This window comes from Propioniciclava sp. (assembly GCF_029977985.1).
GTDB lineage: Bacteria > Actinomycetota > Actinomycetes > Propionibacteriales > Propionibacteriaceae > Propioniciclava.
On record NZ_JARKOT010000084.1, the window covers coordinates 14,630 to 40,253 of the forward strand.

25 protein-coding genes and 1 tRNA gene are annotated in these 25,624 nt (G+C 71.1%); 12 read left to right on the forward strand and 14 right to left on the reverse strand.

Translation table 11 applies throughout. The annotated features are described in order from the left end of the window. Positions 1 to 20: 20 nt before the first annotated feature. Complete coding sequence (locus Q1K57_RS04770) at positions 21 to 1,463, reverse strand: glycine hydroxymethyltransferase (RefSeq protein WP_300079545.1); 1,443 nt, start codon at positions 1,461 to 1,463, stop codon at positions 21 to 23. Between the two features lie 23 nt (positions 1,464 to 1,486). Here Q1K57_RS04770 and Q1K57_RS04775 point away from each other — a divergent pair, with 23 nt between their 5' ends. Next, a complete protein-coding gene (locus Q1K57_RS04775) occupies positions 1,487 to 3,052 on the forward strand; it encodes a hypothetical protein (RefSeq protein ID WP_300079547.1) in 1,566 nt (521 codons plus the stop codon). A 273-nt stretch (positions 3,053 to 3,325) separates the two neighbouring features. Further along, the gene (locus tag Q1K57_RS04780; protein WP_300079549.1) at positions 3,326 to 4,399 is read left to right on the forward strand and encodes a S49 family peptidase; all 1,074 of its coding nucleotides are present in this window, start codon (positions 3,326 to 3,328) and stop codon (positions 4,397 to 4,399) included. A gap of 77 nt (positions 4,400 to 4,476) precedes the next feature. Here the strand turns inward: Q1K57_RS04780 and rlmB are convergent, their stop codons facing one another. The 4 genes from rlmB to ugpC form a co-directional block, all read right to left on the reverse strand. Further along, positions 4,477 to 5,472 carry a 23S rRNA (guanosine(2251)-2'-O)-methyltransferase RlmB gene (gene rlmB / locus Q1K57_RS04785; protein WP_300079551.1) on the reverse strand — a complete coding sequence of 332 codons (996 nt, stop codon included), beginning with the start codon at positions 5,470 to 5,472 and terminating at the stop codon, positions 4,477 to 4,479. Positions 5,473 to 5,474: 2 nt separating this feature from the next. Continuing rightward, positions 5,475 to 6,890, reverse strand: a complete 1,416-nt coding sequence (gene cysS / locus Q1K57_RS04790) for a cysteine--tRNA ligase (protein ID WP_300079554.1) — start codon at positions 6,888 to 6,890, stop codon at positions 5,475 to 5,477. Continuing rightward, positions 6,887 to 8,284, reverse strand: a complete 1,398-nt coding sequence (locus Q1K57_RS04795; protein WP_300079556.1) for a DUF4032 domain-containing protein — start codon at positions 8,282 to 8,284, stop codon at positions 6,887 to 6,889. The genes cysS and Q1K57_RS04795 overlap by 4 nt, the downstream gene beginning before the upstream one ends. A 102-nt stretch (positions 8,285 to 8,386) precedes the next feature. Then, positions 8,387 to 9,484, reverse strand: coding sequence for a sn-glycerol-3-phosphate ABC transporter ATP-binding protein UgpC (ugpC, locus tag Q1K57_RS04800; RefSeq protein ID WP_300079558.1), 1,098 nt, complete (start codon positions 9,482 to 9,484; stop codon positions 8,387 to 8,389). A 163-nt stretch (positions 9,485 to 9,647) separates the two neighbouring features. Here ugpC and Q1K57_RS04805 point away from each other — a divergent pair, with 163 nt between their 5' ends. Genes Q1K57_RS04805 through Q1K57_RS04815 form a run of 3 tightly spaced genes read left to right on the forward strand, consistent with a single transcriptional unit; the run spans position 9,648 to position 12,410 of the window. Next, on the forward strand, positions 9,648 to 10,376 hold the full coding sequence (locus Q1K57_RS04805; protein ID WP_300079560.1) for a hypothetical protein: 729 nt from the start codon (positions 9,648 to 9,650) through the stop codon (positions 10,374 to 10,376). A gap of 58 nt (positions 10,377 to 10,434) precedes the next feature. Then, a complete protein-coding gene (locus tag Q1K57_RS04810) occupies positions 10,435 to 11,751 on the forward strand; it encodes a histidine kinase (protein WP_300079563.1) in 1,317 nt (438 codons plus the stop codon). After that, positions 11,748 to 12,410, forward strand: coding sequence for a response regulator transcription factor (locus tag Q1K57_RS04815; RefSeq protein ID WP_300079566.1), 663 nt, complete (start codon positions 11,748 to 11,750; stop codon positions 12,408 to 12,410). The genes Q1K57_RS04810 and Q1K57_RS04815 overlap by 4 nt, the downstream gene beginning before the upstream one ends. Before the next feature lies 1 nt (position 12,411). On the opposite strand, the gene Q1K57_RS04820 is transcribed toward Q1K57_RS04815, so the two are convergent. The 5 genes from Q1K57_RS04820 to manA form a co-directional block, all read right to left on the reverse strand. Next, on the reverse strand, positions 12,412 to 13,044 hold the full coding sequence (locus tag Q1K57_RS04820; RefSeq protein ID WP_300079569.1) for a class I SAM-dependent methyltransferase: 633 nt from the start codon (positions 13,042 to 13,044) through the stop codon (positions 12,412 to 12,414). A gap of 28 nt (positions 13,045 to 13,072) precedes the next feature. Next, a tRNA-Thr gene (locus Q1K57_RS04825) sits at positions 13,073 to 13,145 on the reverse strand. A gap of 52 nt (positions 13,146 to 13,197) precedes the next feature. Continuing rightward, positions 13,198 to 13,731, reverse strand: coding sequence for a cobalt ABC transporter (locus Q1K57_RS04830; protein WP_300079571.1), 534 nt, complete (start codon positions 13,729 to 13,731; stop codon positions 13,198 to 13,200). Continuing rightward, a complete protein-coding gene (locus Q1K57_RS04835; RefSeq protein ID WP_300079574.1) occupies positions 13,728 to 14,717 on the reverse strand; it encodes a DUF808 domain-containing protein in 990 nt (329 codons plus the stop codon). Before Q1K57_RS04835 ends, Q1K57_RS04830 begins: the two co-directional genes overlap by 4 nt. A 119-nt stretch (positions 14,718 to 14,836) precedes the next feature. Beyond that, positions 14,837 to 16,024: a mannose-6-phosphate isomerase, class I gene (gene manA, locus Q1K57_RS04840; protein WP_300079577.1), complete on the reverse strand. Its 1,188-nt coding sequence runs from the start codon at positions 16,022 to 16,024 to the stop codon at positions 14,837 to 14,839. A gap of 120 nt (positions 16,025 to 16,144) precedes the next feature. Here manA and Q1K57_RS04845 point away from each other — a divergent pair, with 120 nt between their 5' ends. Next, entirely contained in the window at positions 16,145 to 16,453 is a 309-nt protein-coding gene (locus Q1K57_RS04845; protein WP_300079579.1) for a DUF3263 domain-containing protein, read from the forward strand. Here Q1K57_RS04845 and Q1K57_RS04850 read toward each other — a convergent pair. Then, a complete protein-coding gene (locus Q1K57_RS04850; protein WP_300079581.1) occupies positions 16,383 to 16,916 on the reverse strand; it encodes a hypothetical protein in 534 nt (177 codons plus the stop codon). The two genes, Q1K57_RS04845 and Q1K57_RS04850, sit on opposite strands and share 71 nt — an antisense overlap. A gap of 188 nt (positions 16,917 to 17,104) precedes the next feature. Between Q1K57_RS04850 and groL the strand changes: the two genes are divergently transcribed. The 4 genes from groL to Q1K57_RS04870 all read left to right on the forward strand — a co-directional run bounded on the left by groL (position 17,105) and on the right by Q1K57_RS04870 (position 21,749). After that, positions 17,105 to 18,733 carry a chaperonin GroEL gene (gene groL / locus Q1K57_RS04855; protein WP_300079584.1) on the forward strand — a complete coding sequence of 543 codons (1,629 nt, stop codon included), beginning with the start codon at positions 17,105 to 17,107 and terminating at the stop codon, positions 18,731 to 18,733. A 160-nt stretch (positions 18,734 to 18,893) separates the two neighbouring features. Next, positions 18,894 to 19,358, forward strand: a complete 465-nt coding sequence (locus Q1K57_RS04860) for a hypothetical protein (RefSeq protein ID WP_300079586.1) — start codon at positions 18,894 to 18,896, stop codon at positions 19,356 to 19,358. Then, on the forward strand, positions 19,348 to 20,826 hold the full coding sequence (locus Q1K57_RS04865) for a multicopper oxidase family protein (protein WP_300079589.1): 1,479 nt from the start codon (positions 19,348 to 19,350) through the stop codon (positions 20,824 to 20,826). Before Q1K57_RS04860 ends, Q1K57_RS04865 begins: the two co-directional genes overlap by 11 nt. 221 nt (positions 20,827 to 21,047) lie before the next feature. Beyond that, positions 21,048 to 21,749, forward strand: a complete 702-nt coding sequence (locus tag Q1K57_RS04870) for a copper homeostasis protein CutC (protein ID WP_300079592.1) — start codon at positions 21,048 to 21,050, stop codon at positions 21,747 to 21,749. Between the two features lie 197 nt (positions 21,750 to 21,946). On the opposite strand, the gene Q1K57_RS04875 is transcribed toward Q1K57_RS04870, so the two are convergent. From Q1K57_RS04875 to Q1K57_RS04885, 3 genes are read right to left on the reverse strand one after another with little or no spacing between them, the layout of a single operon-like run. Further along, complete coding sequence (locus tag Q1K57_RS04875) at positions 21,947 to 22,888, reverse strand: cation diffusion facilitator family transporter (RefSeq protein ID WP_300079594.1); 942 nt, start codon at positions 22,886 to 22,888, stop codon at positions 21,947 to 21,949. Further along, positions 22,885 to 23,448 carry an NUDIX domain-containing protein gene (locus Q1K57_RS04880; protein WP_300079597.1) on the reverse strand — a complete coding sequence of 188 codons (564 nt, stop codon included), beginning with the start codon at positions 23,446 to 23,448 and terminating at the stop codon, positions 22,885 to 22,887. The genes Q1K57_RS04875 and Q1K57_RS04880 overlap by 4 nt, the downstream gene beginning before the upstream one ends. Further along, a complete protein-coding gene (locus Q1K57_RS04885) occupies positions 23,445 to 24,323 on the reverse strand; it encodes a hypothetical protein (RefSeq protein WP_300079599.1) in 879 nt (292 codons plus the stop codon). The genes Q1K57_RS04880 and Q1K57_RS04885 overlap by 4 nt, the downstream gene beginning before the upstream one ends. A gap of 68 nt (positions 24,324 to 24,391) precedes the next feature. Between Q1K57_RS04885 and Q1K57_RS04890 the strand changes: the two genes are divergently transcribed. Both Q1K57_RS04890 and Q1K57_RS04895 read left to right on the forward strand, forming a co-directional pair. Next, positions 24,392 to 24,778 (forward strand): cold shock domain-containing protein, encoded by a 387-nt coding sequence (locus Q1K57_RS04890; RefSeq protein WP_300079601.1) that lies wholly within the window; start codon positions 24,392 to 24,394, stop codon positions 24,776 to 24,778. A 3-nt stretch (positions 24,779 to 24,781) separates the two neighbouring features. Continuing rightward, positions 24,782 to 25,555: a DUF3027 domain-containing protein gene (locus tag Q1K57_RS04895; protein WP_300079603.1), complete on the forward strand. Its 774-nt coding sequence runs from the start codon at positions 24,782 to 24,784 to the stop codon at positions 25,553 to 25,555. Positions 25,556 to 25,624: the final 69 nt, after the last annotated feature.

A 25,624-nucleotide genomic window follows, 5' to 3' on the forward strand; every position in this document is an offset into this window, starting at 1 on the left:
TCCGCCGTTGCCGGGTCCGGTCAGGTGAGTTCGAGGCCCGGGTAGAGCGGGAACTTGTCGAGCAGTTCGGCTGCACGTGCCTTCGTGCGGCTTGCGACGCCGTCGGCGAGGGTGTATTTGGCCTTGCCCGGCTGCCCATTGCTGGCCGTGACGGGCAGCGTCGAGGAGAGGACGCCGACGATCAGGTCGGCCACCTCGTCGAACTCGGCGGCACCGAAGCCGCGGGAGGTGAGTGCCGGCGTCCCGATGCGCACGCCGGAGGTGTACCAGGCGCCGTTCGGGTCGTTCGGGATCGAGTTGCGGTTGGTGACGACGCCGGCGTCGAGCAGGGCCGACTCGGCCTGCCGTCCGGTGAGGCCGAACGTGGTGGTGTCGAAGAGGACCAAGTGATTGTCGGTGCCGCCCGTCACGAGCCGGACACCGCGCTTGAGCAGCCCCTCGGCGAGGGACTGGGCGTTGTCGGCGACCGCCTGGGCGTAGGTGCGGAACGGGCGGGTCCGCGCCTCGGCGAGGGCGACGGCCTTGGCAGCCATCATGTGCGACAGCGGTCCGCCGAGGACCATGGGGCAGCCCTTGTCGACGAACTCGGCGAACTCCTTCGTGGCGAGCACGAGGCCGCCGCGGGGGCCGCGAAGCGACTTGTGAGTGGTCGTGGCGACGATATCGGCGTAGGGAACCGGATCCTCCTCGCCGGTGAACACCTTTCCGGCGACGAGGCCTGCGAAGTGGGCCATGTCGACGAATAGGACCGCACCGACGGCGTCCGCGATCTCGCGCATGCGGGCGAAGTTGACCCGCCGCGGGTAGGCCGAGTAGCCGGCGACCAGGATGAGCGGCTTGAACTCCTTCGCGTCGGCGAGCAGCTTGTCGTAGTCGATGAGCTCGGTGGTCGGGTCGGTGCCGTAGCTGCGCTGGTGGAACATCTTGCCGGAGATGTTGGGGCGGAAGCCGTGGGTGAGATGGCCGCCGACGTCGAGGCTCATGCCCATGACGCGCTGGGTGTTGAACTCGGCGCGCAGCGCCTCCCAGTCGGCCTCGGTCAGGTCGTTGACCGTGCGTGCGCCCAGGCGGGACAGGGCGGGCGACTCGACGCGCGCGTTGAGGATCGCCCAGTAGGCCACCAGGTTCGCGTCGATGCCGGAGTGGGGCTGCGCGTAGGCGTACTCGGCACCGAAGAGTTCGCGGGCGTGCTCGGCGGCGACGGCCTCGACGGCGTCCACGTGCTGGCAGCCGGCGTAGAAGCGGTGACCGATCGTGCCCTCGGCGTACTTGTCGGAGAGCCAGTTCCCCATCGTGAGGAGGGTGGCTAGGGAGGCGTAGTTCTCCGACGCGATGAGCTTGAGCGAGACACGCTGATCGGCGAGCTCGGAGCGGATCGCGTCGGCGATCCGCGGCTCGACGGAGGCGATGACGCTCAGGGTGTCGTTGAAGGCATGCGCAGCAGTGGCGGTGTGATCGGTCACGGGGTCAGGTTATTCGATGTGCGATGCGGCTCGCAGAGTGTCCGGCCGCCCCTCTAGGCTGGGCGGCACCCCGACAGGAGACCGATGTTCTGCTCGCACTGCGGATCCCGACTGCTCGAGGGCTAGAACCGTGCCTCCACTGCGGCCGGATCGAGACCTCGGCGCCCGTCGCCGCGCCCGATCGTCCCGAGCTCGCCGACGAGCGCCGGCGCCGCCGCGCGCCGTGGTTGGTCGGCATCCTGCTCACGGTCGGTGTGATCGGCCTGGCGCTCGGCGTCTTCTGGCAGGCCTTCGCCCGGTTCGTGCCGCCGCCCCAGCCCGTCGAGCCCACGCGGCCCGCCGAGGCGCCCACCGAGAAGGTGCTGCCTCCGCTCGGCGCCGCGCCGTCGGAGGGGTGGACGCTGCCGGTGTCCGACCTCCAGCCGCAGGGCGTCGCGGCACCCGTGTTCCTCTACCCGGGGGTGCTGCAGCCGGCTCACGCCGATCTCGCCGTCGTCGTCTCGGCAGCCGAGGACCGGAGCTACGTGCGTGGCCTCGACCTCACCAGCGGTGCGATCGAGTGGGTGCGTCCTGTCACCGGACGCGTCGCGTGCGCCTACGACCGCCTCGAGTCGGTGCTGTGCTTCACGTCGGAGCGCGAGGCGCTCACGATCAGTCTCGGGGACTGGTCGGTCACCGACACGCACTTCTCGCGCGCGGAGTCCCCGGCGAGCGTCTGGGTGTCGGCGTCCGGTGCCATCTTCGTGTTGAGTGTGTCCGATCCGGGCGGGGAGGGCGTCCACGAGGTGGGGGTGACCCTCGTCCGGGTGAACGGCACTGACGGCACCCTCCTGTGGACGCAGACCGCCACGCTGCCCATGCAGTCGGGCACGCTGGCCGAGCTGACCGGCGTCGGGCCGCTCGTCGCCGTGCGCACGCAGGCATCCGGACCGGCGGGGTCCACCACCCCGACCATGCTGCGCACGCAGGAGGCCGGCGTCCGCATCGGCGGGCTCACCGACGGGCTCGACGCAACCGTGCTGCCGGACGGACGGATCGGCGTCCAGCACGCCGTGAACGACTCGACGCTGTACGACTCCAGTGGCAAGGAGTTGTTTCCCGTGAAGGCTCGGGTGACCACGATCCCGGGGCGCGATGTGCCGTCGGCACAGGTGCCCACGATCGGCGTCGTGACCCCTCCCGCCGACCCGGACAATCCCGAGCCGCCGACGTTGGTGGCGATCCAGCCCACGGGAGCGGTGGCGTCCAGCGGCACCGGTCCGGCCCAGCTCGTGTGCGGCGGGCTGCTCGTCACGCACGACGGCGTCCACAACCCGCGGGTCTTTCAGACGCAAGCGCTCGCGGGGGGCTCGCAGACGTGGACCACCCGGCAGGAGGGCGATCTCGTTTCGACCGCGTGCGACGGCAGCCGCTTGGTGGCGATGACGATCGAGAACGGCATGCCCGTGCTGCGCGGCTACGCGCTGTCGACGGGCGACGTCGTCTGGCGGGCGCAGTACGAGGAACGGTCGTATGTGGGCGAAGTGCCCGGCCGCGGCTGGCTGCTGCGCAACGACAAGGAGAACCGCTGGGTGATGGTCCGGCGCTGATCGACCATCGGCTGACCTGTGGGAGGACGCCGCGGACGCCAGCCCGTGTCTAGGGTGGAGGCATCACGACAGAAAGGTGCTCCCATGTCCGAGCAGCCCGCCCCGGCGCCCCAGCCCCTTCCGCCCCAGCCCCTTCCGCCCCAGCCCGCTCAATCCCAGGCCCTTCCGCCGCAGCAGCTCCCCCCTTCCCCGCCGCCTGGCGCGGTGCTGGCGCCACCGAAGCCCCCGCGCGAACGGGGTGGGTTTCTCCACGGATTCGGCATTGGCTCGGGTGTGGGCCTCGGGCTGAGCGCGGCGTTGCTCGTGCTCGGCGTGATCAGCTCGGTGATGAGCATGATCATGTTCGCCAGCCTCGCCGCTGCCGGAGCCGCCCTGGCCAACCCGACCCAGCGGGTGGACGCCGAGATGCTCAGCACGGTCTGGGGCCCGGACAACGCGAAGGGCGTGCTGCGCGCCATCCCGGTGCAGGGCACGATCATGGCGGACGCCTCGGACGGTGCCGGCCTCATGGGCGGCACCTACGGCTACGAGGTGGCCGATCTGCTCGACGGACTCAAGGCCGGTGACGCCGGCGGCGTGGTGCTGCTGATCAACACCCCGGGTGGTTCGATCAACGGGTCGCGCGCCATGGCCGACGCGATCGACCGCTACCGCGAACGCACCGGCCACAAGGTGTTCGCCTACGTGCAGGGCATGTCCGCCTCCGGCGGCATGTACACCATGGCCGGTGCAGACGAGATCCTTGCCGATCACGGATCACTCGTGGGCAGCGTCGGCGTCATCCTGGGCCCGTTGCAGTACTACAACGGCGTGGTCGCGCTCGACGGCGGCATCTTCGGCGGCGGCGTCACCACTACGGGTGGCATCAGCAGTGAGTACATCACCGCCGGTCGCGGCAAGGACGCCGGCAACCCCTACCGGCCGCTCACCGAGGAGGAGCGCGCCATGTTCCAGTCCTGGGTCGACCAGGAGTACGTGAGCTTCGTCGATCAGGTGGCCACGAAGCGGAAGATCGAGCGCACCGTCATGACCGAAGAGGTGGGCGCCGGCATCCTCGGCACCGATCGGGCTCAGCAGGTGGGCTACATCGACGGTGTGATGGGGCGACCTGAGGCGTTCCGGCACTTCGCGGAGGCGTCCGGCCTCGATCCCAACGACACCAAGCTCGTTCAGTCCGAGGGCCTCGGCTTCTGGGCATCGCTGCTGGGCTTCGAGACGCGGCCGCTCGGCACGGCCTTGGCAGCAGAGCCCGTCGAGGGGCAGCCGGCGAAGGTGACGTCTGTTCTGTGCACCTCCCGGACGCCGCTGGCGTGGGTGCCCGAAGCAGCAGTGAGTTTCTGCGGCTGATCTGCTGTGCAGAGCAGGGGCTCAGGCGCTTGGCGCCTGAGCCCCCTGCTTGTTTCGACAGCCCCCCTGCAGCGGGGTCAGCCGCGGGCGCGGGCGATCGCGTACAGGGCGATGGACGCGGCGACGGAGGCGTTCAGGCTCTCGGTGTCGGCGCTGATCGGAATGGACGCGAGGACATCGCAGTTCTCCCGGACCAGCCGTGCCAGTCCGTCGTCTTCGGACCCGACGACGAGCAGCACGGGTCCGTCCACGCCGGGGATGTCGTCGATGTCCACGTCGCCCTCACCGGCGAGGCCGACCACGGTGAAGCCCGCGTCGGCGTACTCGCCGAGCACCCGGTTCAGGTTGCCGGCCAGCGCCACGGGCACGCGCGCGGCCGCACCCGCCGACGACTTCCATGCCGTCGCCGTCATGTGCGCCGAGCGCCGCTCGGGCACGATGACGCCGCTCGCCCCGAACGCCGCCGCCGACCGGATGATGGCCCCCAGGTTGCGCGGATCGGTGATGGAGTCGCACGCCACCACGATGGGCTCGTCCGTTTCCAGCGCCTGCGCGAGCAGATCGGAGGGGTGCGCGTAGGTGTACTCCGGCATCTGCAGCGCCACGCCCTGGTGGACGGCGCCGCCGGTCAGGTTGTCGAGTTCCCGCCGGGACGCCTGCAGCAGGGTCAGCCCCTTCTCGGCCGCCAGCTTGAGGATGTCCGACACGCGACTGTCGCGTTCGGTGCCCTCGACGATGAACGCCCGCCGCACCGGGAGGTCGGCCTGGAGCGCCTCGTAGACCGGGTTGCGGCCGATGATCCACTCGGCGCCGGCCCCCTTGGTGTTCTGCCGGACGCGCTCCTCGCCGGGCGGCTTGCGGCGGCCGCGGGAGCGGTTCGGGGAGATCGCCGACTCGCTCTCCGCGCGGGAGCGATACGCCTTGTGGTAGGGCCGGTCCTCCGCCTTCGGCGTCGGCCCCTTGCCCTCGAGTCCGCGGCGGACGCGCCCGCCCGACCCGGCGGTGCGGCCGGTGTTGCCCGTGCCCTTGCCGCGCTTGCGCACGGCCCCCTTGCGTTGGCTGTTGCCCGGCATCGTCAGTTCCTCTCCAGCGACCAGCGGGCGCCGTCGGCAGTGTCGGTGATGGTCAGGCCCGTCGCGGACAGCGCGTCGCGGATCGCGTCCGCCGCCGCCCAGTCCTTGCGAGCCCGGGCCTCGGCGCGCTGCGCCAGCAGGGTCGACACGAGCCCGTCGACGACCGGCGTCAAGTCCGCGCCCACCGGGGCGGACGCAGCCCACTCGGGCGCGTCGGCGTCCAGTCCGAAGACGCCGAGCATCGCGACGACGGCACCTGCGGCGTCCGACACCGCCTCGAGCTCGCGGCGGCCGAGCGCCGCGTTGCCCTCCTTGACGGTCGTGAACAGCACGGCCAGAGCGGCGGGTGTGGCGAGGTCGTCGTCCATGGCGCGGGCGAACGCGTCGGGCAGGGCACCCGCGAGGGGACGCCGCCCCAGCGCCTCGGTGGCGCGCGCCACGAAGGAGTCGATGCGGTCGAGCTGCGCCTCGGCCTCGGCGAGCGAGTCGTCCGACAGCTCGATCGCCGAGCGGTAGTGCGGCCCGGCGAGGTAGAGCCGCACGGCCCGGCCCCCGTGGCGGGCCACGGCGTCGAAAACGTCGGCGGTGTTGCCGAGCGACTTGCTCATCTTCTCGCCGGCCATCGTCACCCAAGCGTTGTGCATCCAGTAGCTCGCGAACGGACGCCCCGCCGCGCGGCTCTGCGCGAGCTCGTTCTCGTGATGGGGGAAGCGCAGGTCGATGCCGCCACCGTGGAGGTCGAACGCGTCCCCCAGGTACTTGCCGGCCATGGCCGAGCATTCGATGTGCCACCCGGGGCGTCCGGGACCCCACGGCGAGTCCCACGACGCGGTCGCCGGCTCGCCCGGTTTGGTGCCCTTCCAGAGGGCGAAGTCGCGTGGGTCACGCTTGCCACGCGCGTCGGCCTCCTCGTCGGCGACCATGTCGGCCACCTTCTGACCGGACAGCTCGCCGTAGGTCGGCCAACTGGCGACATCGAAGTAGACGTCGCCGCTGCCGTCGTCGGCGGCATACGCGTGGCCGGCATCGACGAGTTCCCCGATCAAGGCGATCATCTCGGGGATGTGTCCGGTCGCGCGCGGCTGGTAGGTGGCGGGCCGGACGCCGAGCGCTGCGACCGCCGCGTGGAACTCGCCCTCGACGCGGTAGGCGAGCGCCCACCACGGTTCGCCGGTCTCGTCGGCGATCTGGAGGATCTTGTCGTCGATGTCGGTGACGTTGGCCACGAACGTCACCTCATAGCCGGACGCCTCGAGCCACCTCCGCAGCACGTCGAAGTTGACCTCCTTGCGCACGTGCCCGAGGTGGGGAGCCTTCTGCACGGTGGGGCCGCACGCGTAGATCGAAACCTTGCCCTCGGTCAGGGGCCGGAACTCGGTCTTGGTGCGCGTGGCGCTGTCGTACAGGTGGAAAGTCACCGGGACATGGTACCGGGGCCCTCCGCCTTGCGACGAAGCGCGTCGATGTCGAAGTGGGCGGGCAGCAGCTCGACGTCGGGGTCCGCGGCGTCGGCCTCCCACGGGTCGAAGGGCGCTTCTTCGTCGTCGTCGGCGAATCCCTGGGACGGGTCGAACGGGTTGGCCAAGTGCCGCGTCTCGGGGTGGATGATCGTGTCGGAGGCGATCACCTCGTCGGGAAGCACGCTGAGCACGTCGGCGATGTAGCCCTGGACCGCGTCGGTGAGCGGCACCTCGCGCCATTCGCGTTGGCTCGCGTACCAGCGGTAGTCGAGCACTTCGTGGAAGATTTGGGCGGGCTCGCGCTTGCCGGCCAGATCGGGCGGGATCGCGCTCACAACCGGCTCGAACACGTCTGTCAGCCACTTGTGGGCGACGACCGCCTCGTCGGTCTGGCCCAACCCCAGGCGCGCACGGTACGTGTCGAGATCGTTGAGCAGGCGTTGCGCCTGGTGCTCCTCGGTGTCCAGGCCGGTGAGGCGCAACAGCCGGCGGCTGTGATGGCCGGCGTCCACCACTTTCGGCTGAAGGGTGAGCGTCGAGCCATCCGCGGCCGTCCGGATGTCGAGTTCGGCCACGTCGAAGCCGAGTGAGTTCAGCCGCCGCACGCGCGACTCGATGCGGAAGAGGTCTGAGCCGGCGAACTCCTCCACCCCGGTCAGCTCGGCCCACAGGGCCAGATAGCGTGACTCGATCTGGCTGACGAGGGCGTAGGGGTCGAGGCTCTCGTCGAGCATGCCACCCGCCTCCAGGTCGCAGAACTCGCCGAACAGATTCGTCATCGCGATGTCGAGGTCGTGAGCGCGCTGGCCGTCGGTCAGCTGGCCGTGCAGCTCACCCGTCTCCGCGTCGACCAGGTAGGCGGCGAACTCGCCCGCGTCCCGGCGGAACAGGATGTTCGACAGGGACACGTCGCCCCACAGGAAGCCGATCAGGTGCAGGCGGGCCAGCAGCACGACCATGGCGTCCAGCAGCCGGGACACCGTGTCGTGCCTGATGCCGGGCGAGAACAGAGTGCGGTAGGGCAGCGAGAACTGCAGGTGTCGCGTCAACAGCACCGGGTCGAGCGGCGCACCGTCGGCGTCCAGCCGGTCGGTGACCACACCGATCGCCTCGACGGCGGGGGCACCGAGACGGGCCAGGTCCTGGAGCATCCGGTACTCGTGCAGGGCGGACTTCTCGAGCAGTTCCTTCGCGGCCACCACTTCGGCGCCCACGGTGAGGAATCGCACCACGTGGCGCGAGATGCCGCGCGGGAGCGCGACGAGGTAGTCCGTGGGCCAGTCGACAAGGGGGAGTTGCCACGGAAGGGGGATCAGTCGGGCGTCGGGGTGGGCCGAGAGGAAGCGAGGCACCCCACCATTGTTCCATCCCCGCCCTGTGCTCCCGCTGGACGCGCCATGTGAGACGGCCCGCCACCGCTCAAGCGGTGACGGGCCGTCCGTCCAGATCGAGGGTCAGCTGAGGCGCTCGCCCGTGGCGTTGCTGAAGACGTGCATCTTCTCGTAGCCGGGCTGCAGCCGCAGGGTGTCCTGCTTGCTCAGGGGGTGACGCGACTGGAGACGCGCGACGATCTGCGTGGCCGTGATCTTCTCGTCGGCCGACAGGCCGGCGAGCGTGCCGTACAGGTACGAATCCGCGCCCAGCTCCTCCACGACCGCGATGTCGACGCCGATGCCCCGGCCGTCGTCGGTGGTGTGGAAGTGCTCCGGGCGGATGCCCAACGTCAGATCGGACTCGCCGCCGGCCTTGCCCAGCACCTCGCGGGACACGGGCACGACGAAGTCGCCCACCTGGACGCCGCCGTCGACGACCTTGCCCGTGATCAGGTTCATGGCGGGGGAGCCGATGAAGCCGGCCACGAAGAGGTTCTTCGGGGAGTCGTACAGGTTCAGCGGGGTGTCGACCTGCTGCAGGATGCCGTCCTTCATGACCGCCACGCGATCACCCATCGTCATGGCCTCGACCTGGTCGTGGGTCACGTAGACGGTGGTGACGCCGAGGCGGCTCTGGAGCGCGGCGATCTGGGTGCGGGTGGAGACGCGTAGCTTGGCGTCGAGGTTCGACAGCGGCTCGTCCATGAGGAACACCGACGGGTGACGCACGATGGCGCGGCCCATGGCGACGCGCTGGCGCTGGCCACCGGAGAGGGCCTTCGGCTTGCGGCCGAGGAACGACTCGAGGCCCAGCAGCTTCGCGGCCTCCATGACGCGCTGGTCGCGTTCGGCCTTCGGCACGTTCTGCATCTTGAGCGCGAAGCCCATGTTGTCGGCGACCGTCATGTGCGGGTAGAGCGCATAGTTCTGGAACACCATCGCGATGTCCCGGTCCTTCGGCGGGAGGTCGGTGACGTCGCGGTCACCGATGAAGATGTTGCCGGCGTTGACCTCTTCGAGGCCGGCGAGCATGCGGAGCGACGTCGACTTGCCACACCCGGACGGGCCGACGAGCACCATGAACTCGCCGTCGCCGATCTCGAGGTTGAGCTTGTTGACAGCCGGCGTCTCCGCACCGGGGTAGAGACGCGTCGCGTCCTTGAAGGTAACTGTGGCCATGAGCCACCCATCCTTTCCACGGGCAGGTACGTGCCCGACGATCCGTCGTGGAAGCTGGGTACAGGTGCACCCGCGGCCATTGTTCCAGATGGACGCCGTCGCTGGCGACCCGGTTGCCGGACGTTGCCGGGCCCGCGACCGTCGCCCCGCTACGCTCACAGGGGTGACGAGCACCCCCGACGAGGCGCCCGCGGACGAGCAGGAGTGGTGGGCCGATCCCTCCTTGCCGTGGCAGCACCAACCCACGCGCGCCGATCTCGCCTGCCTCGCAGCCATGGGGGTGCTCGGTCTCTACTCGTTGGCGATGATCCCGCTGCGGCCCCTCCTGCTCACCCAGGCGCCCTTCGTCCTCGCCGGCCTCGGCTACGGAGCGGGACTGGCGTACGTGGGCGCACTCATGGCGACGAGCGGCGTCCTCGGCTGGGCACTCATCCTGATCCCGGCCACCGCCATGGCGGTGGCGATCGCGTCCGTCTACTGGTGGGCCGGGAACCTGTGGGGCCGCACGATCGTGGACCAGTGGGCCGCGAAGAAGTCCGAGCGGACGCAGCGCCGTTGGGACAAGGCGTGGGACCTCACCCACCGCTTCGCCATCGGTGCCATCGTGCTCGCCTTCATCCCGCTACCCCTGCCGATGAGCGTCATGCTCGTCGCCGTGGGTGCCGCGCGGGTCCGCTACCGGACGTTCCTCGGCGTCGCCCTGCTCAGCGCGGGCGCCGTCAAGGCCGCCTGGCTCGCCCTTGGCTACCAGTTGGGTGAGCCCGCCGTTCAGGTCGTCGAGGCGTACGCGTGGGTCCTGTGGCTCATGTCGCTGGCCATCCTGCTCGGCATGGTCGGCGCCTACGTCTGGCGCAAGCGGACCCGTCCGGACGCCGCCGACGCGGTCGAGTAGACCAACGGATCGACCGATGACCGATCACCCCACCGGATCGCCTTCCTACGCTGGGACGGTGAGCGTCAAGGACACCTGGGTCGCCATGTTCGAGCCCGAGCGGTTCCCGCCGCCGCGACTGTCGGGCGTCTCCCTGGCCTGGCGCTACGGCCTCGCACTGCTCGGCTGGGTCCTCGTGGCCGTCGGCTACATCGCCAATACGGCCTTCTCGGAGGAAGCCGCGCGCATGACCGCGGCACCCGCCCCCTCCCCGGGCGCCAGTGCCCTCCCAACCCCGGCCGGCACACCCTCCCTCGGCCCGAGCGTCGAGGTGAGCTTCCCGGGCGGCTACGAGGCGTTCGCGATCCCGCCGCAGATCGTCCTTCTCGACCTGTTCCTCGGCGTGGCGGTGCTCGGCATCGTCCACCTGCGCCGCAGGTTCCCCCTCACGATCTTCCTCGTCGTGCACGCCCTCGCCATGGTGTCGGGGTCGGCCTTCGCGGCCGCGCTGTGGGTGTGGCTGTCGTTGACGTCGCGGCGCGACTTGGGCAAGTCGCTCATCGCGCTCGTGTTCATGATCGTCACGTCCATAGCTCAGTACCTGCTGCCGTGGGCTCCTCGCTTCGACGCGGCGATCGCCGTGGTCGGCATCCTCTTCTCGGTGGCGTTCGGCCTGCTCGGGGCGTACATCGGGGTCCGGCGCGACCGGCATACGTCCGTCTACGAGCGCGCCGAACAGGCCGACCGCGACCGGGAGTTCGCGGTGCTCGCCGAGCGAAACCGGATCGCCCGGGAGATGCACGACGTGCTTGCGCACCGCATCTCGCTCGTCTCGATGCACGCCGGAGCGCTCGCGTTCCGAGACGACCTGCCGCCCGCGGAGACCAAGCAGATCGCCAAGGTCATCCAGGAGAACGCCCACGCATCGCTGACCGAGCTGCGTTTGGTGCTGTCCTCGCTCCGGGAGGACCCGACGGCGAGCCCCGAGGCGCCCCAGCCCACGCTCGCCGATCTGCCCGCGCTGCTCGCCGACGCGCGCGCCTCCGGTCAGGTCCTCACCTTGTCGGGGGAGCTCGCGCCCGGCCTGCCCCTCGTCCAGCAGCGCCACCTCTACCGCATCGTGCAGGAGTGCCTCACCAACGCCCGCAAGCACGCCCCTCGATCACGCGTCGACGTGAGCCTCAGCGGGGCGACCGCCGACGGCGTCCGGCTCCTGGTCGCCAACGACGTCACGCAGGTGCGGGGAGCGATCCCAGGCGCCAAGCTGGGCCTCGTGGGCATCACCGAGCGCGCCCAGATGCTGGGCGGCACCCTGGACGCGGGCGTGCGCGGCGGCCGCTTCGTCGTCGAGGCGTGGCTGCCCTGGGACCACCACCACCGAAGGAGAACCGCATGACCGACACCATCCGCATCGTGCTCGTCGACGACGATCCGCTCGTCCGTGCCGGGCTCAAGCTGATTCTCGGCGGCAGCCCCGACCTCGAGGTGGTCGCCGAGGCGGTCGACGGCCTCGACGCGCTGGACGTGGTGGCGCGCGAGCGTCCCGACCTGGTGCTCATGGACATCCGTATGCCCCGCAAGGACGGGCTCGCTGCGACCGCCGAGATCCTCGCCCGCCCGGACGCTCCCCGCATTGTCGTCCTCACCACGTTCGACTCCGACGACATGGTGCTCAAGGCCCTGCAGGCGGGGGCGTCGGGCTTCTTGTTGAAGGACACACCGCCGGCCGCGATGGTCGAGGCGATCCGCAAGGTGGACGCCGGCGAGACGACCCTGTCGCCGAGCGTCGTGGCGCAGGTGGTTGCGGTGGCGACCAAGTCGGCCCCCGACGGCCGTTCGGACGCCGCACTGGCAGCCCTCGGTCAGCTCACCGAGCGCGAGCGGGAAGTCGCGGTGGCGATCGGTGAGGGCAAGTCGAACGCCGAGATCGCCGGCCAGCTCTACATGAGCATCGCGACGGTGAAGGCCTATGTCACCCGCATCTTCTACAAGCTGGGCGTCGACAACCGCGTCCAGGTGGCCATCCGTGTCCACGACGCGGGGCTGGCCTCGTGAGTCAGGCCCGCGCCAGCAGGGCGACGAGGAAGTCGGACGCCGCGTCGAACGGCCGCAGATCCCACGTGCCGAACGTCTGCTGGACGCGCAGACCGGACGCCGCCGCGTCCGCCTCGAAATCGGCGGGTGCGTAGCCGCGGGACAGCCCGAAGCCGACGACGACCCGGCCGTCGGGGGCGAGCCAGCGGGCGAAGTTGGCGAGGACCGCGCGGCGCGTGCCGGGGTGCAGGAACGTCATGACGTTGCCGGCGCACAGGATGACGTCGTAGGCCGAGGGAGCACCCTTGGGCAGCTCGAAGGTGGCGAGGTCGCCCACGTGGTAGGCGGGTCCGGGGTCGTCGGCCTCCGCGGCTTCGATGAGCACCGGGTCGAGGTCGACGCCCACCACGGTGTGGCCCGCGCGGTGCAGATGGCCGGCGTGGCGGCCGGGACCGCAGCCGGCGTCGAGGATCGTCGCGCCGCGCGGGGCGAGGGCGTCCACGAGGCGGGCCTCGCCGACGAGGTCGGCCCCGGAGGCGGCCATCGCCTTGAACCGGTCGACGTACCAGCGCGAGTGGCCGGGGTTGGCGTCGGTCAGGTCGGCCCACCTGCTGCGCAGCGTCCCGATCGCCTGGGCGGCCTTGACGACGGGCACGCTGGGCCCGATCCCACGATGCTCCACGAGCCTCCGACAGGATTCGAACCCGCGACCATCCGCTTACAAGGCGGGAGCTCTACCGACTGAGCTACGGAGGCGTGGCCCGCGCGCGGGCCGGGGACCATTCTTCCATGCTGCCGCCGCGTCCCCTCACCGCCGCGCGAATCCGTGGCCCGGGCGGTACCACCAGTCGGCGAGGGCGGTGGGGTGGTGGGCAGCGAGGTGGGTGTCCTCCTGCGCGGCCCATCGGTCCCAGTGGGGCGCGAAGGTGGCCCCGTCGCGGGCCAGCGCCCGCTCGCGCCGGGCGGCGTCCGGGAGTTCGACCCAGATCCCCGCCGTAGCGAGGGCCCGGTTGGCCGGGGTGAGGGCGCCGCAGCCCTCCACGACGAGCGGGCCGTCCGAGGCGAGGTCGACCCACCCGCCCGGACGCCGCCGGTGCCAGTCCCAGCGCGTGTAGCCCGGCTCGGTGCGGCGCAGGACGTCGCGAGCAACGGCGTCCGACCCCGCGGCGAGGCCGTCCCAGCCGGGGAACAGGTCGTCGAGGCTGACGAGCGTGACCGGCCCGGGCCATGCGGCGACCAGGCGGGCGGCCAGCGTCGACTTGCCTGCGCCGGATCGGCCGTCGACGAGCACGACCGGGCGCGGCGGAGCCGCCAGTTCGGCGACGACTGCAGCGAACCTCACTCGGCCAGATCGGAGGCTCTGGGGTGCGGGTCGGCCGCATGCTTGCCGCCCGTGCGCGGGATGAGGTGCATGACCACCACGATCACCGCGCCCACGGCGAGGCCGATGAGGAACGAGAAGAACGTGTTCGTCAGCCAGCCGAGGAAGGGGCCGACGACGCCCGTGGCGTGCGCGACCGCCTCCTCGAGGTGATGGACGAAGGCGTAGGGGGCGTGCCAGCCGAGCGTGTCGACGCCGACGAGCAGGATGTGCCCGCCAACCCACAGCATGGCGATCATGCCGATGAGCGACAGCGCGGCGAGCACCTTCGGCATCGCCGCCACGAGCCCGCGGCCGACCCGCTGGCGGAAGCCGGTGCTGTTCTCGATGAGGTGGAGGCCGATGTCGTCCATCTTGACGATGAGCGCGACGACGCCGTACACGCCGATCGTGATCGCGATCGCCACGACGACCAGGATGATCGCCCGCGGCAGCAGCGCCTGGTCGGCGACCTCGTTGAGGGCGATCACCATGATCTCGGCGGACAGGATGAAGTCGGTGCGGATCGCCGAGGCGACCATGTGCTTCTCCTGCTCCTCCCCTTGCACGGCCACCGGCGGGGTGTCCTCCTCGGCGGCATGCTTGTCGTGCCCCGAGATCTTCTCCCACAGCTTCTCGGCGCCCTCGAACGACAGGTAGGTGCCGCCCACCATGAGCAGCGGGGTGAGCAGCCAGGGTGCGAACTGGCTGAGCAGCAGGGCGGCGGGCAGGATGAACAGGAGCTTGTTGCGCAGCGACCCCACGGCGATCCGTTTGATCATGGGCAGCTCGCGGGTCGGTTCGAAGCCGGTCACGTAACGCGGGGTCACAGCCGTGTCGTCGACGACGACGCCCGCCGCCTTCGCGCTGGCCCGGCCGGCCGCCGCGGCCACATCGTCGACGGAGGCCGCAGCCATCCGCGCCATGGTGGCGATGTCGTCCAACAGCGCGGCGAGACCCCCGGCCATCTGCGTCTCCGTTCTCCCTGTGCACCGTTCGTCGTGCAGGGGTAGTGTGCCATTCCCGCGTCGGGTTCGCCCTTGTCAGGGCTCACGAATCGGCATCGGTGGCGTCCGGTCGGGGAAGATCAGGCCAGTCCGGGGCCGGCCAGGAACACCTGGCCGGCGCCGCGGGCCTCGACGCCGACATCGTGTGCGGTCAGGAAGAGCGCCTGGCCGCGGTCGAGCTGCAGGGTGTCGCCGCCGGCGCGGAAGGACGCCGCCCCCTCGGTCACGAGCGCGATGCGGGCGAAGCCGTCCCTCGGAACGGCGACGGGGACGCCGGGGGTGAGCTCGAGGCGCCACAGGTCGAACTCGGGGCAACCGGTCGGGTAGTCGAACGCGCCGGCGGACACCTCGGTGCCGGTGATGATCTCGGGGTCGGTCCAGCCGAAGTCGACGACGCGGACGAGTTCGTCGACCGCGATGTGTTTGCGGGTGAGACCGCCGCGGAGCACGTTGTCGGAGGACGCCATCACTTCGATGCCCGTGCCGCGCAGGTGGGCGTGCATGCAGCCGGCGGGCACGTAGACCGCCTCGCCCGGGCGCAGGATGACATGGTTCATGAGCATCGCGGCGATGATGCCGGGATCGGCGGGGAAGGTGGCGTCGATCTCGAGGGCGGTGCGGGCCAGGCAGCCGGCGTCGCCCGGATCGTGCTCGTGCGCGCGGGCGGCGCGGAGGACGTCGTGGACGAGAGCCAGCCGGTCGCCTTCGATCGCGAGAATGTCGAGGAAGACTTCCTGCAGTGCCGCCTCGCCGCCCCGCGCGTTGAGGGGGGCCAGCAGCTTGAGAACGTCGTCGTTCACACCCAGCTGGTTGAACAGCTGCCAGGTGATGCGCGGGCTGCGGAAGCCGTAGAGCGTGTGGAACTCGTCGAGAGCGACGAGGATCTCCGGCTTGGGCCAGTCGTCGCGGTAGACGCGCTCAGCGGCGTCCCGGGCGATGCCGCGGTTCTCCTCCTCGGCGAAACCCTCGACGGCCTGCTCGCGGGAGGGGTGGGCCTGCAGCGAAAGGGCATGCCGGGCGGAGAGGACCTTCATGAGGAACGGCAGGAGACTGCCGAACTCGTCGCCCGACCTCTCGCCCAGTTGCGCCGGGTCGGCTTCGAGGGCGGCGTCCAGAGCGACGCCACCTACGCGGGAGGGGGACAGCGGGTGTGCGCCGAGCCAGAACTCGGCGACCGGCTCGCCGTCGGCCTCGAAACCCAGGAGCGAGGGGATCGCATCGTGCGTGCCCCAGGCGTAGCGCGCCAAGGTGCCCTGCAGCTGCTCCATGGTGTCCTTCCTTCCGGCGGGGGTCCCGTCCATTCAACCCGTCCGTGGGGGGAGCGGCAACCTCCCGTGCGGGTGATCCCGGCGAATGACAGCGGTGTCATTCGCGGCTAGGCTGGACGCATGTCCGATGCGCTGCCGACGTCTGATGTTGCCGGGGTCGACGAGCTGCCTGAGGGGCTCACCGAGCTCGAGGCCGGCATCCTGGCGTTCGAGGAGCGCTGGTTCGCCGCCGATGGCTCCAAGGACGCAGAGATCAGGGCGCGGTTCGAGTTGTCCGGGCCGCGCTACCACCAGATCCTCAACGCGCTGCTCGACCGCCCGGAGGCGCTGGCCTACCGGCCGATGCTCGTGAAGCGCCTCATCCGCCTGCGGGCGAAGCGCCAGCAGGACCGCTCCGCCCGGCACCTGAGCGTCCGCGTCGGGCTCTGAACTCCGCCACCAGCCCACCGATGGACCAGCCGGGCGCGTGGGGCTCGCCCGTCTCCGGGTGGACGTAGCCACCCGTCACCAAACCGGCGTGTCGTTCGAGGGGGTTGCGGATCGCCGGGTTGCCCGAACGCAGCAGCGACCAGGCCGTCGCCAGCGTGTAGGCGGGGAAGAACCAGACGCCCCCCGCGGCGTACTGCCAGGCGTGCCGGGCCTCGTGACCGAGCGTGCCTGGGCAGCGGGCCTCGAGTGTGTCCAGGTCGGACGCCGTCGCCACCACGTTGCCCACCGTGAACGCGCCGGCGATGGGGAAGCGCAGCCGATAGCCCTCGGCGAGGATCAGACCCTCCGGGCCCCATCGCAGGCGTGACCGGCCGGCGAGCGCGACGGCGAGCCCGAGCGGCGTCGTCAGGTTCAGCCAGTTGGCGGCGGCGCGGACGCCGTGGGCTGCAGTCAGGCGCGACACGCGACCATCCTCGCACGGGCGCCCGCCGCCCGGAATCCGTTTGCACTCACCCCGGGCGAGTGCTAAACATGGATTAGCACTCGACTCGGTCGAGTGCTACCCGTCCGGCCCGGTGAGACCTGCCGATCAGGTCGTCCGTCGCGGGCACCGATCCGGGCGCTACCAGACATCCGAAAGGATTGCCGAACGTGGCAAAGCTGATTGAATTCAACGTCGAGGCACGCCGCGGCCTCGAGCGGGGCATGAACACCCTCGCCGACGCCGTGAAGGTGACGCTCGGCCCCAAGGGCCGCAACGTCGTGCTGCAGAAGTCGTGGGGCGCTCCCACGATCACCAACGACGGCGTCTCCATCGCCAAGGAGATCGAGCTCGAGGATCCCTTCGAGAAGATCGGCGCCGAGCTCGTCAAGGAGGTCGCGAAGAAGACCGACGACGTCGCCGGCGACGGCACCACGACCGCCACGGTCATCGCGCAGGCGATGGTCCGCGAGGGGCTCCGCAACGTGACCGCTGGCGCCAACCCGATGAGCCTGAAGCGCGGCATCGAGAAGGCCGTCGCCGCGATCGTCGACGAGCTGGCCGCCCAGGCCAAGCCGGTCGACACCAAGGAGCAGATCGCACAGACGGCGTCCATCTCCGCCGCCGACACCTCCGTGGGCGAGATCATCGCCGAGGCCATGGACAAGGTCGGCAAGGAAGGCGTCATCACCGTCGAGGAGAGCAACACCTTCGGCCTCGAGCTCGAGCTCACCGAGGGCATGCGCTTCGACAAGGGCTACATCTCGCCCTACTTCGTGACGGACGCCGAGCGCATGGAAGCCGTGCTCGACGACCCCTACATCCTCATCGTCAACAGCAAGGTGTCGGCGCTCAAGGACCTGCTGCCGGTGCTCGAGAAGGTCATGCAGTCGGGCAAGCCGCTGCTGGTCATCGCCGAGGACGTCGACGGCGAGGCGCTGGCCGGCCTGATCGTCAACAAGATCCGGGGCACGTTCAAGTCCGTGGCCGTCAAGGCCCCCGGCTTCGGCGACCGCCGCAAGGCCATGCTCAACGACATCGCGATCCTCACCGGCGGCCAGGTCATCTCCGAGGAGGTCGGCCTCAAGCTGGACGCCGTCAGCCTCGAACTGCTCGGCCGCGCCCGCTCGGTGCGCGTCACCAAGGACGAGACCACCATCGTCGACGGTGCGGGCGACAAGGCCCAGATCGAGGGACGCGTGGCCCAGATCCGGCGCGAGATCGAGAACAGCGACAGCGATTACGACCGTGAGAAGCTCCAGGAGCGCCTCGCCAAGCTGGCCGGCGGCGTCGCCGTCATCAAGGTCGGCGCGGCCACCGAGGTCGAGCTCAAGGAGCGCAAGCACCGCATCGAGGACGCCGTGCGCAACGCCAAGGCGGCCGTCGAGGAGGGCATCCTCGCCGGCGGCGGCGTCGCGCTGCTCCAGGCCGCTGCGGCGGCCAAGGGCAAGGTGTCGCTCGAGGGCGACGAGGCCGTGGGCGCGCAGATCGTGTTCACCGCGGCGTCCGCTCCGCTCAAGCAGATCGCGGAGAACGCGGGCTTCGAGGGCGGCGTCGTCGCGGAGAAGGTCGCCGGCCTCACGCCGGGCGAGGGCCTCAACGCGGCCACGGGCGAGTACGTCGACATGCTGGCGGCGGGCATCCCCGACCCGGCGAAGGTGACGCGCTCGGCGCTGCAGAACGCGGCGTCCATCGCCGCGCTGTTCCTCACCACCGAGGCCGTCATCGCGGACAAGCCCGAGAAGGCGCCCGCGATGCCCGGCGGTGGCGACGGCGGCATGGGCGGCATGGACTTCTGAGTCGCAGGCACCGAGGCACCACATCCCCTCCGGAGGGCGTCCCGCAGCAGCGGGGCGCCCTCCGGTGCGTTCGGGGTCAGAGAGCACGTGACCCGATCGGATGTATCACCGCGGCGGCGGCGCGGCTCTTGACGGCCGTACCCACCCGAAAGGAACCGCCATGCGCACCGCCTACAAGGCCCTCGCTTACCTCGTCTGCGCGCTCGTCGCCCTCCAGGCCGCCTCGCACGCCTGGGTGTCTGCCGGGCTCGGCCAGTACGTCGCCCAAGGTGGCACGCTCGACTTCTCGTCCGAGGGGCTGCCCCCGTTCCCCGAGGCGCTCGGCTTCGCCATTCACGGCATGAACGGCATGTACGTGATCCCGATCGTCGCCGTGCTTCTCCTCGTCGTCGCGTTCGCGTCCAGGCTGCCCGGGGCCGTGAGCCGCGCCGGCATCGTCCTCGTCCTCGTCGTCCTGCAAGTCGTGTTCGGGCTGTTCGGGCACTCCCTCACCGCGCTCGCCTTCCTCCACGGTCTCAATGCGCTGCTGCTCTTCGCTGCGGCGTACGTCGCCGCGCGCGGCGTCCGGACCGTCGAGGCGGCGGACCCCGCCCTCGACTACGTCTCCGCTGATCGTGAGCGCTGACGCCACCCGCCTCCTGCGTCGCCTCGGAGCCGGCCTCGCCGCCCTCGTCCTCCTGCTCGTCGGGTGGGCGTGGTGGGGGAGCCGGCTCCCGGCGTCCTACGGGGCCGACGCGATGGGCGTGGCGGACTTCGGCGGCGGGCCGGAGGGCGGGCACCACGACGGGCACCACGACGGGCCGGACGCCGCGGGCGTCAGCCTCACGACGCTCACGGCAGACCCCACCCGGGCCGCGGACGTGCGGTACGAGCTCGTGGCGCGCGCCGAACGGGTGACGCTGCCCGGTGCGATGCCGTTCGACGGCTACACGCTGAATGGCACCACCCCGGCGCCCGAGATCCGCGCGCGGGAGGGGCAACTGGTCGAGGTCGTGCTGCGCAACGAGAACGTGGCCGCGGGCACGACGCTGCACTGGCACGGCCTGGACGTGCCCAACGCGATGGACGGCGTGGCCGGCGTCACGCAGGATGCCGTGCTGCCCGGGGAGTCCTTCACCTACCGGTTCGTCGCCAACCAGGTGGGCACGTTCTGGTACCACTCGCACCAGGTCGCCAACCCGCAGGTCGTGGGCGGGCTGTTCGGTGCCCTCGTCGTCGAGCCGGCGGCCGGGGGCGAGCCGGACGCCGTCGCCCTCCTCCATACCTACCCCGGCCAGACGCGCAGCCTGAGCGGCGTGCTGGGGGACGCGCACCGCGAGGCGCCGGCCGGATCGCGGGTGCGCATGCGGGTCGTCAACACCGACAACCTGGCGACTGCCGTGTGGGTCGCCGGCGGCCCCTTCCGGCTGGTGGCGGTCGACGGGGTCGACCTCCACGGGCCGACCCCGATCGAGGGCCGGCGCGTCATCGTGCCCGCCGGCGGGCGGGTCGACCTGGCCGTCGAGGTGCCCGCGAGTGGCGGCGTCCGGCTGCAGGCGCCCGGGGTCTCGCTCGTGCTCGGGCCGGCGGGGGCGAGCGCGCCGACGGCGTCCAGCCCGGGGGAGATCCTCGACCTGCTGACCTACGGAACGTCGACTCCACTCCCGTTCGCGACCGACGCGCCCGACCGGTTCTCCTACGACATCGGCCGCCTGCCGGGATTCCTCGACGGCCGGCCGGGGTTCTGGTGGTCGATCAACGGGCGCATCGTGCCCCACGTGCCGATGTTCGTGGTGGCCGAAGGCGACGTGGTCGTGATGCGGATCACGAACAACAGCGGCCAGTCGCACCCGATGCACCTGCACGGCCATCATCTCGTCGTGCTGGCGCGCAACGAGGCGGCGGCGTCTGGGAGCCCGTGGTGGGTCGACTCGCTCGAGGTCGGGCACGGGGAGAGCTACGACGTCGCTTTCTTGGCGGACAACCCCGGAATCTGGATGGGCCACTGCCACAACCTTCCCCACGCGGCGGAGGGCCTCATGACGCACGTGATGTATACGGGTGTGACGACGCCGTTCCTCCTCGGTGCCGCCAGCGGCAACGTGCCCGAGTGAGGCCGCGCCGGTCCGGGGCGGCGTCCTGCTCAGGACGGGCCAACTTCCCTTGCGCCGCGCGACTTCTCGCCCCTAGATCCACTTCCCTACCGTTGCAACGCTAGGGAAGTGGGCGGGGGGCCTGGGAGCGGGTGTGAAACCGGGGAGTGGGCCGGTGGAAGGGGAGCGCCGGCCCGCGTGGCGGGCGGGGCGGGTGAGGCCGGTTTCGGCATCATGGGGACATGTCAGGGTTGCTCGAGGTGCGGGTGCTGGGCCCGCACGACGCCGCACCCGCCGAGGCCGGCGGGGCGGACCGGCTCGAGTTCGTGCACCTCACGGACGACGGGCCGATGTCGCCCGAGCCGCGAGAGGTGGCGGCGGTCAGGTCGCGATCGCCGCTGCACCTGCGTCCGCTCCTGCGGTTGCGGGGCGGCTACTCGACCGACGGCGGCGAGGCAGTGCGGCTGCGCGGGCTCGTCGGGAGTTACCTGGACGCCGGCGCCGACGGCCTCGTGCTGGGATTCCTGAACGGGCTGGGCGAGGTGGACGTCGAGGTGATCGGCACGCTGCTCGACGGCTTCGACGTGCCCTGGACCTTCTCGCGCGCCGTGGACGCCTGCCTCGACCCTGACGACGCGTGGGCGACGCTGCTGCGGCTGCCCGGGCTCGACGGCGTCCGCACGGCGGGGTCGGCACGGTCGCTCGAGCACGGTCTGGATGACCTCGTGGCCCGGGCGCGGGCCGACGAGCGCGTGGCGAAGCTGGTGGTGGCCGACGGCGACCTGCACCCCGACCATGTCCCGTGGCTCACCCGCGCCGGCGTCCGGCAGTTCCACGTGGACGACCAGGTGCGCCCGGGCGGCTCGCGCAAGGCCTACGTCGACGAGGCCCTCGTGGGTTCGTGGCGCCGTCTCTTGGATGCCGAGGTCGGCCGCGCCCGCTAGCGCGTCTCTTCTCACGTTTTTGACATTGGGTTTGTTGCCACGTGCGACGAATCCCATGTCAAAGAAACTAGGTCACCATCGTGGCCCCCAGGGCTGGGGGCTCTCGGCGCGACAAGGTGGGGCTTTCGGCGCAAACCGCCGGGGCGCTCGGCGCGAAAAGGTGGGGCGCTCGGCGCAAACCGCCGGGGCGCTCGGCGTCAGATGCTCGGGTGGTCGGGATCGGCGGGGAGCGGCATTTCGGACGGGCCCGGCTCGATGTGCACGACGGTGACCGTCGAGGGCAGCGCGTGTACGACGGCCATCTCGATGTGGTCGGCGAGGTCGTGGCTCCGCTGGACGGTCCAGTGGCCGGGGACGATCACGGTCGTCTGGACGAACCGCTGCCGCCCCGATTCGCGGGTGAGCAGCTCGGAGACGGTCACGCGCGGGTCATCGATGACGCTGTCGATCGCGGTGGAGATGATGCCCACATCCTCGGCGGGCAGGGCGGCGTCGAGCAGCCCGACCGTCGAGCGGCGCAGCAACTTCGCCCCCGTGAACAAGATGTTGGCGCCGACGACGAGCGCGACCGCCGGATCGACCCAGTGCCAGCCCGTCAGGAGCAGCAGGCCCATGCCCACGAGGACGCCCACCGACGTCCACACGTCGGTGAGCAGGTGATGGCCGTCGGCCTCCAGCGTGATCGACCGATGCTTCTTGCCCTGGTGCACGAGCACCAGCCCCACGGCCAGGTTCAGCACGGACGCCCCCAGCGACAGCAAGAGCCCGACCCCCAGCGATTCCACGGGTTGCGGATGGATGAAGCGCCCGATCGCGGACACGATGATCGCCGCCGCGGCCACGAAGATGAGCGCGCCCTCGACGAGGGAGCTCATGTATTCGGCCTTGCCGTGGCCGAAGTCGTGATTGTGGTCGGCCGGCTTGTCCGACAGGCGCAACGCCCAGATCGCGACCGCCGCTGCCACCAGGTTCACCGTCGACTCGAGGGCGTCCGACAGCAGGCCGACCGAGCCGGTGAGCAGTGCCGCGAGCCCCTTGATGACGACCGTCGCCACGGCGGTCGCGAGCGACAACCAGAGGAACCGCTGTAGGAACGCGCCGCTGACGGGTGCTGCGGCCGGGGTGGCGGTGTCGGTCATGGGCGCTCCACGGGTACGGTCGATTCCTCGATCTCGCCCATGTCCCACGGCCAGTCCGCGGGGCGGCCGGCCAGGTCCAACAGCTCCGGGAGGACCGCCGGCCACACGGGCTCGGCGAGCGATCGTAGCTGGTCGACGGGCCACCAGCCGTGGCCGTCCAGCGTCAACTGCTCGTCGGCGGTGTGCCCCGCCGTGTCCACCACGAACCGCGGAACCCGCAGCACGTAGAACGCCTCCGACTGAGCGCACACCTGGTCGGAGTACCCGTGCACCGCGACGCGGCGCATCACCGGCCCGATCAGGTCGGACGCCGCCACCACGAGCCCGGTCTCCTCCGCCAGCTCGCGAACCGCCGCCTCCTCCTCCGACTCGCCCGGGTCGACGCCCCCGCCGGGTGTCACCCACCAGCGCGATCCCGGCACGCCGGGGTCGGTGTCGGCGAACAGCAGGACGGCTTCGGAGTCGGTCACGACCACGCGGACGCCGCGCCGCGACTTCCGCGGCCGCTCGGCGGGCGGAACGGGGGTGAAAGTGCGGTTCCGGAACGTCTCGGGGTTCACCGCGGTTCGGGTTCCTCGCCGGTCCGGATCGCCTGGCCGACGGTGGCCAGCGAATACACCGCCATCGCAAGGTTCGCCCACATGGCCCACCCCATCGATTCCGAGTACCAGCCGAACACGTCGAACGTGCCCTGCCGCCACAGCATCGACCCCAGCCCGAGCGCCAGCACGACGAAGATGCCGATGCTGAACGCCCGCGCGATCGTGCTGCGCCGGTACTCGATCCGGCTGGCCAGCGCCATGGCCACCAGGTACAGAGGCAGCGCGAGGGGCGACACCGCCGCCCCCACCGCCAGGCAGATCAGGACGCCGGGCGTCACGGCCGACGCGATCTCGCCGATGCCGACCGGCCGCGGCTGACCGCGGGTCGGTGCGGGGGGCGCCGCCGACGGCGGCCAGGCCGACGGGGCGAACGGCTGCTGCGGCGTCCACGGGGCCGAAGGCGGCGGCGGCGTGGTCGACGCGTGTGCCCCGCGCCAGGCCGACCCGCCGTCGAGACGCGGGAAACCGTCCGGGCCCAGGGTGGGACGCGGGCCTGTGGTCAGGGGCTCGACCGGCTCGACCACCGGAGGAAGGCTCTCGACCGGCGGTTGGCCGGCAGGAACCTGCGGGACGGGTGGCTGCCAGGCGGTCATGGGCGTGGAGACGACGTCGAACGGCTGGTGCGGGTCGCGCGCGGCGGCGGCGGGCGGCTCGAGGGCGTCCAGCGCGACTCCCTGCGCAGCCGGCGTGAAGACGGGCAACGGGAGGGCCGGTTCGGGCGCACCGACCGGCGGGGCCTCGGGCTCACCCGGCAGGGGGGCGGCGTCCGGCGCGACGAAGACTTCAGGCCGCTGCAGGGGCGCATACTCAGGCCCGTCGGTCCACTTCGCCATGGCGTCCATGCTAACCGGGTCGGCTAGGCTTGGCCTGATCGACTGATTCCGCAGGAGTGTGAACCGACATGCCGACAGGCCGCGTGCGTTACTTCGACGCCGAGAAGGGCTTTGGCTTCCTCAGCAGCGACGACGGGGGCGACGACGTCTACGTCCGCACCGCCGCGCTGCCCGCCGGCGTGACCACCCTGAAGCGGGGGCAGAAAGTGGAGTTCGGCATCGTCGACGGCAAGAAGGGTCCGCAGGCACTCTCGGTCCGACTCCTTGAGGCACCCGTGTCGCTGTCGAAGGCGTCCCGTAAGAAGCCCGAACAGATGGCCGTCATCGTCGAAGACCTCATCAAGATGCTCGACGGCATCGGCAACGGCTACCGCCACGGCCGCCACCCGGACAGCAAGCACGCGGCCAAGACGGCGCAGGTGCTGCGCGCCGTGGCCGACGAGTTGGAGCTCTGACGCATGGCGGTCCGTGCCCCCGAGATCGATCGGGCCTGTGCCGAGGCCACCGAGCTCGCCCACGCGGCGGCGGTGGCCCAAGCGGGCGTCATCACCGTCGGTGAGCACGTGGAGGTGCGCCCGGAGGACGCGCGCGTCGTCACCCACTACTTCGCCTGCGACCACGCGGGGTACCCGGGCTGGCGCTGGGCGGTCACGGTCGCTCGGGCCGCGCGCGCGAAGGTGGTCACGGTCAGCGAGGTGTGCCTTGTCCCCGGCGACGGGTCGCTGGTGGCGCCCGAATGGGTGCCGTGGTCGTCGCGGATCGAAGCCGGGGACATCACGCCTGGGGTCGTCATGCCGACCGCGGACGACGACCCGCGCCTCGAAGCCGGCTTCACCGGCGGCGACACGGCTCGAGACGCCGATCCGGCCGAGTGGCAGCAGCTCCGGTCCGTCGTTGCGGAGCTGGGTCTGGGCCGCGAGCGCGTGCTGTCGGTTCACGGCCGCGACGAGGCCGCCGACCGCTGGGTGGACGGCGACGGCGGCCCGCACAACTCGATGACCAAGCAGGCGCCCGGCGCCTGCCAGGAGTGCGCCTACTTCATCCGGCTGTCGGGTTCGCTGGGGCGCCAGTTCGGCGTGTGCGCCAACGAGTTCTCCCCGTCGGACGCCCAGGTCGTCACCGTCGATCACGGTTGCGGCGCTCACTCCGATGTCGTTGAGCCGCAGCGCGGCGTCGACCTGCCGCGCCCGGTGTGGGACACCATCTCGACCGAAGAGCTTCTGTTCGACTGACGGCACCGCACGCCGGCGCACCCTGCTCCTGCGAGGGGGTGGAGTGCGGGCAGCAGGGGCACACGCGCG

Coding starts and splice junctions, on each gene's coding strand:
- Q1K57_RS04775 (WP_300079547.1), top strand. CDS start 1,487: ATGCGGCTCGCAGAGTGTCCGGCCGCCCCTCTAGGCTGGGCGGCACCC.
- rlmB (WP_300079551.1), bottom strand. CDS start 5,472: ATGCCGGGCAACAGCCAACGCAAGGGGGCCGTGCGCAAGCGCGGCAAG.
- ugpC (WP_300079558.1), bottom strand. CDS start 9,484: ATGGCCACAGTTACCTTCAAGGACGCGACGCGTCTCTACCCCGGTGCG.
- Q1K57_RS04815 (WP_300079566.1), top strand. CDS start 11,748: ATGACCGACACCATCCGCATCGTGCTCGTCGACGACGATCCGCTCGTC.
- Q1K57_RS04835 (WP_300079574.1), bottom strand. CDS start 14,717: ATGGCCGGGGGTCTCGCCGCGCTGTTGGACGACATCGCCACCATGGCG.
- manA (WP_300079577.1), bottom strand. CDS start 16,024: ATGGAGCAGCTGCAGGGCACCTTGGCGCGCTACGCCTGGGGCACGCAC.
- Q1K57_RS04845 (WP_300079579.1), top strand. CDS start 16,145: ATGTCCGATGCGCTGCCGACGTCTGATGTTGCCGGGGTCGACGAGCTG.
- Q1K57_RS04860 (WP_300079586.1), top strand. CDS start 18,894: ATGCGCACCGCCTACAAGGCCCTCGCTTACCTCGTCTGCGCGCTCGTC.
- Q1K57_RS04870 (WP_300079592.1), top strand. CDS start 21,048: ATGTCAGGGTTGCTCGAGGTGCGGGTGCTGGGCCCGCACGACGCCGCA.
- Q1K57_RS04875 (WP_300079594.1), bottom strand. CDS start 22,888: ATGACCGACACCGCCACCCCGGCCGCAGCACCCGTCAGCGGCGCGTTC.
- Q1K57_RS04885 (WP_300079599.1), bottom strand. CDS start 24,323: ATGGCGAAGTGGACCGACGGGCCTGAGTATGCGCCCCTGCAGCGGCCT.
- Q1K57_RS04890 (WP_300079601.1), top strand. CDS start 24,392: ATGCCGACAGGCCGCGTGCGTTACTTCGACGCCGAGAAGGGCTTTGGC.
- Q1K57_RS04895 (WP_300079603.1), top strand. CDS start 24,782: ATGGCGGTCCGTGCCCCCGAGATCGATCGGGCCTGTGCCGAGGCCACC.